The following is a 13,066-nucleotide window of genomic DNA, read 5'->3' as shown; positions in this document are numbered from 1 at the left end:
GAGGGAGCACGGCATGATCGACCACATCTCCGTCGGCGTCAGCGATCTCGATCGCGCCGCGAAATTCTACGAGGCAACGCTAGCCGCCCTCGGCCTTTCGCGCCTCGTCACGCGGCCGCGCACGGTCGGTTTCGGCAAGGCCTATCCGGAATTCTGGATCAATCTACGCGAGGCCATGCCGCGCGTGCCGCCCGAAAGCGGCGTTCATATCTGCCTGCGGGCGAAGACGACAAGCGAGGTCGATGCGTTTCACGCCGCAGCGCTGTCCGCCGGCGGCGCTTCGGACGGTGCGCCCGGCATCCGTCCGCATGATCGCGTGCGCTACTACGCGGCCTTCGTCACCGACCCCGATGGTAACCGGATCGAGGCGGTGACGTTTCCGAGCGAGTAGGACGTCAGAGCTTGCGCGCGACTTCCGGGGCGAGCTTCTTCTCGGCCTCGTCGATCTGGGCTGCGGCCGCCTTCAGCTTCGGCAAGATGTCCTCGACTCGATCGGCCTTGAGGATGTCGACCGAAAGGCCGGCGCGGATGAACTCGGTCTGTCGCATGTGCGACAGCAGCGAGAACAGCGGCTCCCAGAAATTGTCGATGTTGGCGAGCAGCACCGGCTTGGCGTGACGGCCGAGCTGTTTCCAGGTCAATTGCTCGACCAGCTCTTCCAGCGTGCCGACGCCGCCGGGCAGCGCCACGAAGGCGTCGGAGCGCTCGAACATCAAGCGCTTGCGCTCGTGCATGTCGGGGGTGACGATCATCTCCTGCACGCGTGTCAGCGCGTTCTCGCGCATCCGCAGGAATTCCGGGATGATGCCGGTGACGGTGCCGCCGTGATCGAGCACGGAGGTCGCGACCGAGCCCATCAGGCCGAGCGAGCCGCCGCCATAGACGAGCCGGACGTTGTTCTCGGCGAGCGCCTTGCCGAACGCCTTGGCGCCTTCGGTGAAGCGGGGATTGGTTCCGGGGCCGGAGCCGCAATAGACACAGACAGTTTTGATCGTGCTCATTGGTGCCATGATGCATTGCAGCGAAGAGGCGTCAAGCCCAATCGGTGATTCGATACTCCCGGAAATCTACTGGTAAACGACGGCAAACAATCAAAGAATCGCCATCTGGCGGGGTGCGCTGGCATCGGGAAGGCTCTATATGACGTGCGAAAATCGTAAATCGCAGCGACGCCCGCATCCGGCGGGCTTTCAGGCTTTTTGATGGACCAACCTCAATCGTTCGACGGCGCCGACGTTCCCGATCCTCCTCCCGGCGGACCACCGGAGCGGGCGACGCTGATGGGGACGCTGGCGCATCTGTGGCCCTATATCTGGCCGGGCGACCGCTTCGACCTGAAGATGCGCGTGGTGTGGTCGCTTGTGCTGCTGCTCGCTGCCAAGCTGATTACGCTGACGGTGCCGTTCAGCTTCAAATGGGCGACGGACGCGCTGACCGGCGCCAACACGGCGCCGGTGCAGGCTGACAATTGGCACCTCTGGGTGATCGCCTCGCCGCTGTTGCTGACCGTGAGCTACGGCGTGATGCGCATCTTGATGGCGCTGCTGACGCAATGGCGCGACGGCATCTTCGCGCGCGTGGCCATGCATGCGGTGCGCAAGCTCGCCACCATCACCTTCGTTCACATGCACGAGCTGTCGTTGCGTTTCCACCTCGAGCGCAAGACCGGCGGCCTGACGCGCGTGCTCGAGCGCGGGCGCGAGGGCATTGAGGTCATCGTGCGCATGGTGATCCTGCAGCTGATCCCGACCATCGTCGAGGTCTCGCTGCTGATGGCCGTGCTGCTCTGGCAGTTCGACTGGCGTTACGTGGTCGCCACCCTGATCACGGTCACGCTCTACATGTACTACACCTACATCGCGACCGAGTGGCGCATCGGCATCCGCCGCAGGATGAACGATTCCGACACGGAGGCGAACACCAAGGCGATCGACTCGCTGCTCAACTACGAGACCGTGAAGTATTTCAGCGCCGAGGCCCGCGAGGCGCAGCGCTACGACAAGTCGGTCGCGCGCTACGAGGAGGCGAGCGTCCACACCTACACCTCGCTTGCGGTGCTCAACACCGGCCAGGCCGTGATCTTCACGCTGGGGCTGACCGCGACCATGCTGATGTGCGCGATCGGCGTGCGCAACGGCACCAACACGGTCGGCGACTTCGTGCTGGTCAACGCCATGATGATCCAGCTCTACCAGCCGCTGAACTTCATGGGCATGGTCTATCGCGAGATCAAGCAGGCGATCATCGACATCGAGAAGATGTTCGGCGTGATCGGCCGCGAGGCCGAGATCAAGGACGCGCCCGATGCAATGCCGCTGGTCATCTCCGCCGGCACCGTGCGCTTCGAGGACGTGCGCTTCGCCTATGAGCCGACCCGCCCGATCCTCAAGGGCATCAGCTTCGAGGTGCCGGCCGGCAAGACCGTTGCCATCGTCGGCCCGTCGGGCGCAGGCAAGTCGACCATCTCGCGCCTTCTGTTCCGCCTCTATGACGTCTCCGGCGGCAAGATCCTGATCGACGGCCAGGACATCCGCGCGGTGACGCAGGATTCGCTGCGCGCGTCCATTGGCATGGTGCCGCAGGACACGGTGCTGTTCAACGACACCATCCGCTACAACATCCGCTACGGCCGCTGGGACGCCGATGACGCCGAAGTCGAAGAGGCCGCGCAGCTGGCGCAGATCGACCATTTCATCCGCATGGCGCCCAAGGGCTACGAGACCCAGGTCGGCGAGCGCGGGCTCAAACTGTCCGGCGGCGAGAAGCAGCGCGTCGCGATCGCGCGCACCGTCCTGAAAGCGCCGCCGATCCTGGTGCTGGACGAGGCGACCTCGGCGCTGGATACCCATACCGAGCACGAGATCCAGGGCGCGCTCGACCGCGTGGCGAAGAACCGCACCTCGCTGGTGATCGCGCACCGGCTTTCGACCATCGTCGGGGCCGACGAGATCATCGTGCTGGACCAGGGCCGCATTGCCGAGCGGGGGACCCACGCCCAGCTGCTCGCGCAAGGGGGTCTCTATGCCAGCATGTGGAACAGGCAGCGTGAGGCCGAGGCGGCACGCGAGAAACTGGCCAAGATGGCCGATACCAGCGAGGCCCCCAACCGGGAGCCGCCGCCGGTGGATGACGCCCTGACGGCGCCTGCGGCGGCGGAGTGACCTTGTCTCCGGTCCCAACTCTGGCCTAAACAGGCCCGCGCGACGACCCGTGCCATTAACCCCGAGCGGCAGATACCGATGTCCATTCTCGATTCGATCCAGCGTCAGATCCCGCCGATTCACAAGGAGGGCTATCCCTTCATCGGCGGCTTTGCGCTGGCAAGCCTCGTCCTGTTCTGGCTGTGGTCGCCTTTGGGGTGGATCGGCACGATCCTGACCGTGTGGTGCGCGCTGTTCTTCCGCGATCCCGTCCGTGTGACGCCGGTGCGCGAGGGGCTTGTGGTGTCGCCGGCTGACGGCCGCGTCTCGATGATCACCATGGCGCTGCCGCCGGCCGAGCTCGGGCTCGGCGACCGGCCGCTGCCGCGCATCTCGGTGTTCATGAGCGTGTTCAACTGCCACGTGAACCGCGCTCCCGTAGCGGGCAGGGTGGACCGCATCGCCTACCGGCCCGGCCTTTTCATCAATGCCGAGCTCGACAAGGCCAGCGAGGACAATGAGCGCAATTCGCTGGTCATCTCGACGGCGACGGCGCGGATCGGCGTGGTGCAGATCGCAGGGCTCGTCGCCAAGCGCATCGTCTGCTTCGTCAGGGAGGGCCAGGCGATCGGCGCCGGCGAGCGCTTCGGCCTGATCCGCTTCGGCTCGCGGCTCGATGTCTATCTGCCTGTGGGGACCAAGGCGCTGGTCTCGGAAGGGCAGACTGCGATCGCCGGCGAGACGATTTTGGCCGATCTTTCCGGAGACGACCCCAGTCGCGCCTTCCGCGCCAATTAACCAATAAGTCGGTCTGTGGGGGCCTTCCGCCGCAATGGCGGAGGGAGACGCGGCTTGCTATATCTCGCCTTGAGGTGAGGACCAGCGATGACGCCCTATGACTTCAAAGACCCTGACGTACGCCGCCGGCGGTTCCGCCCGATTCCGGTGCGGATGCTGGTGCCCAACGTCATCACGCTGCTGGCGATCTGCGCCGGTCTGACCTCGATCCGCCTGTCGATCGAAGGGCGGATGTCGCTCGCCGTCTACGCCATCGTGTTCGCGGCCGCCCTCGATGGTATCGATGGCCGCATCGCGCGCATGATCAAGGGCCAGTCCAAGTTCGGCGCCGAGCTCGACAGCCTCGCCGATTTCGTCAATTTCGGCGTCGCGCCGGGCCTGATGCTGTATTTCTGGCAGCTGCACGAGCTGGGCAATGCCGGCTGGATCGCCGCCATGGTGTTCGCGATCTCCGGCGGCCTGCGCCTGGCGCGCTTCAATGCCACCATGGACGACCCGAACAAGCCGGCCTTCGCTGCCAATTTCTTCACTGGCGTGCCGGCGCCGGCCGGCGCGATCACCGTGCTGCTGCCGATCTATGTTGCGTTCCTCGATCTCGGCCGCTGGCCCGCCGCGATGACTGCGGCCTATACGCTGCTGATCGCCTTCCTGATGGTGTCGCGCCTGCCGGTGTTCTCCGGCAAGACCAAGCGCATGCGCGTGCCGCCGGAGCTGGTGCTGCCGGCGTTCGTCGCGGTGATCGTCTTCATCGCACTGCTGATCGCCTATCCCTGGCACGTACTCTCGTCCGGCACCGTCCTGTACCTGCTCTGCCTGCCGCTCGGCTACAAATCCTATCGCGACCAGGCCCGCGCGATGGAAGCCTCCGCGCCGTCGGGAGGCGAGGTCACCTCACCGCCGTCGGCGCCGACGCTGGCGAATTTGTCGGAGCCGCCCAACGAGGACGACGACCGGCCCGGACGGCTGCACTGAGCGGCCACACGCGGATATCTGCCATGAGGCTCCCCGAGTTGGGCTGAGACCTGATCTCGGCTATATCGCCCTGTGCCGGCGGCATCGCGCCAACAGCGACCGCCAATCTGGGAGAGAACGCCGTGACTGATAAAGCGACCGGGCCGCTGCCCGCTTCCGTCCTCGAAGCGCTGGGCCGCTACGACACGCCGACGATCTGCAATGCCATGGAGATCGTGGCGCCCGAGCGCCGGCTGATCGGCTACACCACCAAGCAACTGGTCTGCCCGTTTCCCGACCTGCCGCCGATCGTCGGCTATGCCCGTACGGTCGCGATCCGCTCGGTGCTGAAATCCTCGCTTCCGGCCGAAGAGCAGTCCAGGCGCCGCATCGAGTATTACGAATATGTCGGCACCGGCCATGGTCCGCGCATCTCGGTGATTCAGGATATCGATGGTCCCGACGTCGGCTACGGCGCGTTCTGGGGTGAGGTGCAGAGCAACGTGCACAAGGCGCTCGGCTGCCTCGGCGTCATCACCGACGGCTCGATCCGCGACATCCCGCAATGGGCGCCGGGCTTCCAGGCGCTGGCCGGCTCGATCGGTCCGTCGCATGCCTGGGTGCATGCGGAGAGCTTTGGCGGCGAGGTTCGCGTTGCCGGCATGACCGTGAAGTCTGACGATCTGATCCACGCCGACCAGCATGGCGCCATCGTGATCCCGCTCGACATCGCGGCAAAGCTGCCGGAGGCCGCCGAGCTCTGCGGCCGCCGCGAGACGCCGATTCTGGAGATCGCCCGCAGCCCCGACTTTTCGCTCGAGAAGCTGAAGGCCGCGCTGAAGCGCTCGGCGGAGATCCACTGAGGGGTGATGAGGCGGCCTAAGGCCGCGACACCGGTCGCGGGTCACCCTGTTCCGTCAGAAACAGGGCGGCCTGATCCGGCTCGCCGAACATCGCGGCGGCGCACCCGATCAGGGTGAAGCCGCCTGCAAGGTCCCACAGCGTGATGTCCTCCGCATTGTCCGGAAGGTGAATCAAGCGCGCTGCGATCACCGCGAAGGCGGCCTCGGCAAAGAGCACGAGGCTGAAGGCCGGCAGAACGAGTTCCGGCTCGAGCAGGTGGAGCGCCAACACCGCAGGCAGCGCGGTGAGAAGGCTGAACAGCGTCAACATTGCAAACGGCTCCCGCGATGGAGCATGCCGCAGGGCCGTAGAATAGCAGTCATCCCTCGTTCCGCCCCCGTGGCGCAGGGCCGCAGCCGGAGGACGCATGATGAAGATGAATGGCAAGACGATCCTGGTAACCGGCTCGACCGACGGCGTCGGCCGCTACGTCGCGCGCCGGCTGGCCGAGGACGGTGCAAGGGTCCTGATCCATGGCCGCGATGCGGCGCGTGCGAAGGTGTTGAGCGACGAGATCGCGAAAGCCGGCGGTGCCGCGCCGACCTTCTACCAGGCCGATCTGTCGTCGATGTCGGGTACGCGTGCGCTCGCCGAAGCGGTCATCCGCGATCATCAACGTCTCGACGTCCTCGTCAGCAATGCCGGCATCGGTTCGCAAAACGATGGGCCGCAGCGACAAGTCAGCGCCGACGGTCACGAGCTGCGCTTTGCCGTGAACTACCTCTCCGGTTTCCTGCTGGCCCATCTGTTGTTGCCGCTGCTCGAGGCGGCGGCGCCGTCGCGGATCGTCAACGTCGCTTCCCTCGGCCAGCACCCGATCGACTTCGACGACGTCATGATCACGAAAGGCTACAGCGGTTCGCGTGCCTATGCACAGAGCAAGCTCTCCCAGATCATGTTCACCATCGATCTCGCGGACGAACTGAAGGGCGCGGGTATCACCGTGAACGCGCTGCATCCGGCGACCTATATGAACACCACGATGGTGCGCGCCGGCGGCGTCACGCCGATCTCGACGGTGGAGCAGGGTGGGGCGGCGATCCTGCGCCTCGTCGAGGGCGACGATGTCGCAGGCAAGAGCGGGCTGTTCTTCAACGGCATGAACGAGGCGCGTGCCAATCCGCAGGCCTACGATGCAGCTGCCCGCAAGCGCCTGCGCGAACTGAGCCTGAAGCTGACGGGCCTGGCACGCTAGCGCGCCGCAATCATGGTTAGCAAAGCGTTGAAATTCGTGTCGGCAGTCGGCAAAGCCGGCCTCATCCCGATGCGTTGCCCCGGTCTGGCGCGCCGGCTCAACTTAACCTTTACGCGGCTTTAAGGGCGGCACTCTAGGGTTTCCGATGCGGTTCGGGGTTGGGCCGCGCCAGCGGCCAGGACGGCCGTTGTTGCGTACGCGTTGGAGTATCCCATGGATATCATGACGAGCGTCGGGCTCATTGCGGGCATCATCGTGATCACGATGATGATCTTCATGGGCGGCGACCTTCACATGTTCATCTCCGAACATGCCATGATCATCATCTTCGGCGGCTCGATCTCCGCCACCATGATCCGCTTTCCGCTCTCGGCACTCCTGCACGGCCTTCCGCTCGGCGCCAAGTTCGCCTTCACCATGAGCCGCCTGTCGGCGCACGACCTCGTCGACGAACTCGCCCGCATCGCCGAGATCGCCCGCAAGCAGGGCCCGGTGGGTCTGGAAAAGGTCGAGACCGACGAGCCCTTCCTCGCCAAGGGCATCCGCTACGTCGCCGACGGCTATGACCTCGACTTCATCCGCGACAATCTCGAGCGCGACCGCGACAACTTCCTCATGCACCTCGACGAGGGCAGCAAGATTTATCGCGCCATCGGCGACTGCGCTCCGGCCTTCGGCATGATCGGCACCCTGATCGGCATGGTGCAGATGTTCGCCAACATGACCGACCCTTCCAAGCTCGGCCCGTTCATGGCGACCGCGCTGCTCGCCACGCTCTACGGCGCGCTGGTCGCGAACCTGTTCTGTCTGCCGATCGCCGACAAGCTGCACGGCAAGCTGCTGGACGAGGAGACCAACCGCACGCTGATCATCGACGGCATCCTGATGATCCGCGACTCCAAGAGCCCGACCCTGGTGCGCGAAATGCTGCTGGCCTACCTGCCGGAGAAGCATCGCCACGCCGAGGGCGAGCCGGTGCCGGCGTAAGCCCGCCCGCCGGGATTTTGAGACATGGCCAAGAAGAAACGCGGCGATGCCCATGGAGGCGGTCACGGCTGGTTCGTGACCTTCGCCGACCTCATGGGCCTGATGATGAGCTTCTTCGTGATGCTCGTGGCGTTCTCGACGCAGGACGCCAACAAGCTGAAGATCGTCGCGGGATCGATGCGCGACGCCTTCGGCGTGCAGAGCGAGGCGCGCTATGCCGGCATCGTCGAGTCCGACGGTTTGCCGACCCGCCCGCGGCTGAAGAACGTCGACCATATCCAGCCCGAGGATGCCTCCAACACGCCGACCCCGGACCAGGAAGATCGCGACAAGACGTCGGGCGCGAAGATCAAGGTCGACCGCAATTTCGCGCTCGCCGCAGCCTCGCTGCGCCAGGCGTTGCAGGACATGCCGGAGCTGACCGAGATGTCCAAGCACATCATGTTCGAGGAGACCAAGCAGGGTCTCAATCTGGAGATCGTCGACCAGGACGGCCGCTCGATGTTCGCCGACGGCTCCAAGGTGCCCTATGACCGCACCCGCCGCCTCGTCGAGAAGCTCGCGATCCCGCTCAAGGCCACGCCGCTCCGCGTCTCCATCGCCGGCCACACAGCGGCCGGCTTCGTGCCGACCCGCAGCGACTACGGCGCCTTCGATCTGTCGGCCGACCGCGCCAATGCCGTTCGCCAGATCCTCGAACGCGAGGGCCTGCCGCCGTCGCACATCTTCGCCGTCTCCGGCAAGGCAGATACCCAGCCGTTGTTTCCGGACGATCCCTCGCTCGCGGCCAACCGGCGGGTGACCATCACCCTGATGCGCGAAGATCCGCCGCTGCCGCCGAATCTGAAGCCGTGAGCATCACCCGGGCACGGTGAGCACCTTTTTCCGACGAGATCCTGCCCGGAAAATAGGCCCCCTTGCGCTACCATTCTACCTGAGGCATGTCGTCGCGCTGGCAATGAGCGTGGCTGCAGCGTCACAGCATCCGGCTCTGCGCCTGCTATGGTGATGCGCCGATTGACAGGCGCACCGGAAGCGTCAAAAGGCGCCGGATCAATTCCAGGGAAGAAGCGTTTTCCATCTTCATGACGGCGAGCATCACACAGACCGAGACCCAGGACGGGCCGGTCACCTCGGGCTTTTGGTCCCTTACGCTCGGGAGCATCGGCGTCGTGTTCGGCGATATCGGCACCTCGCCGCTCTACGCATTCCACGAGGCGGTCAGGGGCGCCGCCCATGGCGAGCCGGTCTCGCGCGTCATGGTTCTCGGCGTGCTCTCGCTGATCCTGTGGGCGCTGCTGATCGTCGTCACCGCCAAATACGTGCTGCTGCTGCTGCGCGCCGACAACAACGGGGAGGGCGGCACGCTCTCGCTGATGGCGCTCGGCCAGCGCGCGCTCGGGCGGCGGAGCTGGTTCCTGCTCGCCCTCGGCGTGGTCGGCGCTTCCATGTTCATCGGCGATTCCATGATCACGCCGGCGATCTCGGTGCTATCGGCGGTCGAAGGCCTGAAGCTCGCAACCCCCGCGCTCGAGCATTACGTGGTGCCGCTCACCGTCCTCATCCTGGTGCTGCTGTTCGCGGTCCAGAGCAAGGGGACGGCGTTGGTGGCCTCGGCCTTCGGGCCGGTGATGGTGATCTGGTTCGCCGTCATCGCCGTGATGGGAGCGGTCCACATCGCCGACGATCCCTCGGTGCTGGCGGCGATCAATCCCTATTACGCCGTGCAGTTCGTGCTGTCGCACGGCACGATTGGCCTCGTCACCCTCGGCGCCGTGTTCCTGGCGGTGACCGGGGGCGAGGCGCTCTATGCGGATCTCGGCCATTTCGGGCGCAAGCCGATCCAGTCGGCCTGGATGTTCTTTGTGCTGCCCGCGCTCTTGATCAACTATTTCGGGCAGGGCGCGCTGGTGCTGTCTGATCCCAGCGCGATCGAGCACTCGTTCTATCGCATGGTGCCCGAGAGCCTGGTGCTGCCGCTGGTCGGGCTTGCGACGGCCGCGACCGTGATCGCGAGCCAGGCGGTGATCACCGGCGCCTATTCGCTGGTCTATCAGGCGGTGCAGCTCGGCCTCTTGCCGCGCTTCGAGGTCCGCTATACCTCCGAGACTCACGCCGGCCAGATCTACCTGCCGCGGGTGAATCGGCTGCTGCTGATCGGCGTGATGCTGCTGGTGCTCTTGTTCCACACCCCCAGCAATCTGGCGTCGGCTTACGGCATCGCGGTCTCCACCACCATGGTCGCCGACGGCATCATGGGCTTCATCGTGATCTGGAAATTGTGGAACTGGCGCGCTGCCACGGCTGCGGCCGTGATCATGCCCTTCGTCATCGTCGATCTGAGCTTCTTCAGCGCCAATCTCTTGAAGCTGCTTGAGGGCGCCTGGGTACCGCTGCTGTTCGGCGTGGCCATGGCGGGAACGATCTGGACCTGGCGGAAGGGCTCCGGGATCCTGATCCAGAAGACGCGCCGGATCGAGGTGCCGCTGGACGATCTGATCCGCAGCCTGGAGAAGCGGCCCCCGCACATCGTCAAGGGCACCGCGGTGTTCCTGACCAGCGATCCCTCCTTTGTGCCGACCGCGCTGCTGCACAATCTCAAGCACAACAAGGTGCTGCACGAGCACAACGTGATCCTGACCATCGAGACCGCGCATACGCCCCGGGTCGACCTGGCGGAGCGTTTCCGCATGGAGAAGATCAGCGACAAGTTCTCGAAAGTCCGCCTGCGCTTCGGCTACATGGAGCAGCCGAACGTGCCCAAGGCACTTGCGATCGCGCGCAAGCAGGGCTGGCAGTTCGACATCATGTCGACGTCGTTCTTCGTGTCGCGGAGGTCGCTGAAGGCGTCGGCGCAGTCGGGCATGCCGCTGTGGCAGGACCATTTGTTCATTGCGCTCAGCCGGTCCGCCAACGACGCCACGGATTACTTCCAGATCCCCACGGGACGGGTGGTTGAAGTCGGAACCCAAGTCACCATCTAGAACGAAACTGCCTTAGTCATGCAAATTTGCATGTCTAAGCCCCGGAATCGGGCTAGGCTATGCCGGTAGCGCAGGACTATAAGCCGCGCGCTCTTCCGCCATTGTGCAGTGAAGCATTTTAGAGGCCACTGGGCTCTCCCATGACAAGCGACATAGTGATTTCCGCCCCGGAAACGGCGGCGGCCAATGGGCATGGCGAGGCCCATACCACCGCCCGTTTCGGCGCGCTGACCCTCGGCAGCATCGGCGTCGTCTACGGCGATATCGGCACCAGCCCGCTCTACGCGTTCCGCGAGGCGGTGATGGCGGCATCGGGCGCGGACGGGCTGCCGACGCCGGCGGCGGTGCTCGGCGTGGTCTCGCTGATCCTGTGGGCACTGATTGTCGTGGTGACGCTCAAATACGTCGTGATCCTGCTCCGGGCCGACAACAACGGCGAGGGCGGCACGCTGGCGCTGATGGCGCTGGCCCAGCGCGCGGTCGGCACCGGCGGGGCGACCGTCGTCCTGCTCGGCATCATTTCCGGCGCGCTGTTCTATGGCGATGCCGTGATCACGCCTGCGCTGTCGGTGCTGTCCGCGATCGAAGGCATGAAGGACGTCACGCTGCGGTTCGAGCCCTATATCGTGCCGCTAACCGTGGTCATCCTGGTCTGCCTGTTCGCCGTGCAGTCGCGCGGAACCGCCCGCGTCGCCGCCTTCTTCGGCCCGATCATGTGCGTCTGGTTTGCGGTCCTTGCCGCGGCGGCGATCCATCCGATCATCCAGCAGCCGCAAGTGCTTTATGCGCTGAACCCGCTCTATGCGGTCTCTTTCATGTTCCACCACGGCATCATCGGCTTCGTCACGCTGGGCGCGGTGTTCCTCGCGGTCACCGGGGCTGAGGCGCTCTATGCCGATCTCGGCCATTTCGGCAAGCGACCGATCCAGACCGCGTGGCTGTTCATCGTGCTGCCGTCGCTCGCGCTGAACTATCTCGGGCAGGGCGCCCTCGTGCTCGGCGATCCCGGCGCCATCGTCAGCCCCTTCTTCCAGCTCTTCCCGCAGGGCTTCTTCCGCGGCTGCATGGTCGTGCTCGCCACCATGGCGACCGTCATCGCCAGCCAGGCGGTCATCACAGGCGCCTATTCCTTGACGCGCCAGGCGATCCAGCTCGGCCTGTTGCCGCGCTTCGAAATTCGCCATACGTCGGAAGCCCATTCCGGCCAGATCTTCATCCCGCGCATCAACCAGCTGCTGCTGGTCGCGGTGGTGCTGCTGGTGCTCCTGTTCCGTTCGTCCAGCGCGCTGGCGTCCGCCTACGGAATCTCCGTCACCGGGACCATGGTGGTCACGGCGATGATGGGCTTCGTCGTGATCTGGAAGGTCTGGCGCTGGTCGCCGCTCGCGGCCGGGGCGCTGATTGCGCCGTTCCTGTTCCTCGACCTCACGTTCCTGGCCGCCAACCTGCTCAAGGTGTTCGAGGGCGGCTGGGTGCCGCTGGCGCTCGGCGCGCTCATGATCATCCTGATGTACACGTGGCGGCGCGGCAGCCGCCTCTTGTTCGAGAAATCGCGCAAGCTCGAGTTCCCGCTCGCCGATCTCGTGGCGATGCTGGAGAAGCGGCCGCCGCAGCGGGTGCCCGGCACCGCGGTGTTCCTGACCTCCGACCCGCTCAGCGCGCCGACCGCGCTGATGCATAGTCTGAAGCACTACAAAGTGCTCCACGAGAAGAATGTCATTCTCACCATCGAGACGGCGCAGACCCCACGGATCGATCCGGCCGAGCGCGTGAAACTGGAGCAGATCTCACCGACCTTCTCCAAGGTGACGCTGAAGTTCGGCTTCATGGAATCGCCCAACGTGCCGAAAGCCCTGGCGATCGCCCGCAAGCTCGGCTGGCAGTTCGACATCATGTCGACCTCGTTCTTCCTGTCGCGCAGGGCGCTCAAGCCCGCCGTCCATTCCGGCATGCCGCGCTGGCAGGACCGGCTGTTCATCTCGCTCAGCCGCTCGGCCAACGACGCCACTGACTATTTCCAGATCCCCTCTGGCCGCGTGGTCGAGGTCGGAACGCAGGTGACGATCTAGTTCCACCGCTGTCATCGCCCGGCTAGGACCGAGGAGCCG

Annotated in this window: 12 protein-coding genes; 10 read left to right on the top strand and 2 right to left on the bottom strand. The window is 65.2% G+C overall.

What is annotated here, in order from left to right:
• Positions 1 to 13 precede the first annotated feature (13 nt).
• The gene (locus XI03_RS38420; RefSeq protein WP_028145268.1) at positions 14 to 391 is read left to right on the top strand and encodes a VOC family protein; all 378 of its coding nucleotides are present in this window, start codon (positions 14 to 16) and stop codon (positions 389 to 391) included.
• 4 nt (positions 392 to 395) lie between these two features.
• On the opposite strand, the gene XI03_RS38415 is transcribed toward XI03_RS38420, so the two are convergent.
• Positions 396 to 1,001: a TIGR00730 family Rossman fold protein gene (locus tag XI03_RS38415; protein ID WP_026202462.1), complete on the bottom strand. Its 606-nt coding sequence runs from the start codon at positions 999 to 1,001 to the stop codon at positions 396 to 398.
• Between the two features lie 201 nt (positions 1,002 to 1,202).
• Between XI03_RS38415 and XI03_RS38410 the strand changes: the two genes are divergently transcribed.
• From XI03_RS38410 to XI03_RS38395, 4 genes are all read left to right on the top strand, one after another.
• Positions 1,203 to 3,161: an ABCB family ABC transporter ATP-binding protein/permease gene (locus tag XI03_RS38410; RefSeq protein WP_271595032.1), complete on the top strand. Its 1,959-nt coding sequence runs from the start codon at positions 1,203 to 1,205 to the stop codon at positions 3,159 to 3,161.
• A 54-nt stretch (positions 3,162 to 3,215) separates the two neighbouring features.
• On the top strand, positions 3,216 to 3,938 hold the full coding sequence (locus XI03_RS38405; protein ID WP_256379501.1) for a phosphatidylserine decarboxylase: 723 nt from the start codon (positions 3,216 to 3,218) through the stop codon (positions 3,936 to 3,938).
• A gap of 87 nt (positions 3,939 to 4,025) precedes the next feature.
• Positions 4,026 to 4,910 carry a CDP-alcohol phosphatidyltransferase family protein gene (locus tag XI03_RS38400; protein WP_028145265.1) on the top strand — a complete coding sequence of 295 codons (885 nt, stop codon included), beginning with the start codon at positions 4,026 to 4,028 and terminating at the stop codon, positions 4,908 to 4,910.
• 122 nt (positions 4,911 to 5,032) lie between these two features.
• Complete coding sequence (locus tag XI03_RS38395; RefSeq protein ID WP_028145264.1) at positions 5,033 to 5,752, top strand: RraA family protein; 720 nt, start codon at positions 5,033 to 5,035, stop codon at positions 5,750 to 5,752.
• A 16-nt stretch (positions 5,753 to 5,768) separates the two neighbouring features.
• Here the strand turns inward: XI03_RS38395 and XI03_RS38390 are convergent, their stop codons facing one another.
• Positions 5,769 to 6,062, bottom strand: a complete 294-nt coding sequence (locus tag XI03_RS38390; RefSeq protein WP_028145263.1) for a hypothetical protein — start codon at positions 6,060 to 6,062, stop codon at positions 5,769 to 5,771.
• A gap of 100 nt (positions 6,063 to 6,162) precedes the next feature.
• Here XI03_RS38390 and XI03_RS38385 point away from each other — a divergent pair, with 100 nt between their 5' ends.
• The 5 genes from XI03_RS38385 (at position 6,163) to XI03_RS38365 (ending at position 13,027) form a co-directional block, all read left to right on the top strand.
• Positions 6,163 to 6,987 (top strand): SDR family NAD(P)-dependent oxidoreductase, encoded by an 825-nt coding sequence (locus XI03_RS38385; protein WP_271595232.1) that lies wholly within the window; start codon positions 6,163 to 6,165, stop codon positions 6,985 to 6,987.
• Between the two features lie 213 nt (positions 6,988 to 7,200).
• The gene (locus XI03_RS38380; protein ID WP_018320941.1) at positions 7,201 to 7,974 is read left to right on the top strand and encodes a motility protein A; all 774 of its coding nucleotides are present in this window, start codon (positions 7,201 to 7,203) and stop codon (positions 7,972 to 7,974) included.
• 24 nt (positions 7,975 to 7,998) lie between these two features.
• Positions 7,999 to 8,829, top strand: a complete 831-nt coding sequence (locus tag XI03_RS38375) for an OmpA/MotB family protein (RefSeq protein WP_028145261.1) — start codon at positions 7,999 to 8,001, stop codon at positions 8,827 to 8,829.
• Positions 8,830 to 9,059: 230 nt separating this feature from the next.
• Entirely contained in the window at positions 9,060 to 10,958 is a 1,899-nt protein-coding gene (locus tag XI03_RS38370; protein ID WP_271595031.1) for a potassium transporter Kup, read from the top strand.
• A 140-nt stretch (positions 10,959 to 11,098) separates the two neighbouring features.
• Complete coding sequence (locus tag XI03_RS38365; RefSeq protein WP_271595030.1) at positions 11,099 to 13,027, top strand: potassium transporter Kup; 1,929 nt, start codon at positions 11,099 to 11,101, stop codon at positions 13,025 to 13,027.
• The last annotated feature ends 39 nt before the right edge of the window (positions 13,028 to 13,066 follow it).

It is taken from the genome of Bradyrhizobium sp. CCBAU 65884 (genome assembly GCF_028128835.1).
GTDB lineage: Bacteria > Pseudomonadota > Alphaproteobacteria > Rhizobiales > Xanthobacteraceae > Bradyrhizobium > Bradyrhizobium ottawaense.
Note: the sequence above shows the minus strand (reverse complement) of the source record. Positions and strands in the feature narration are given on the sequence as shown.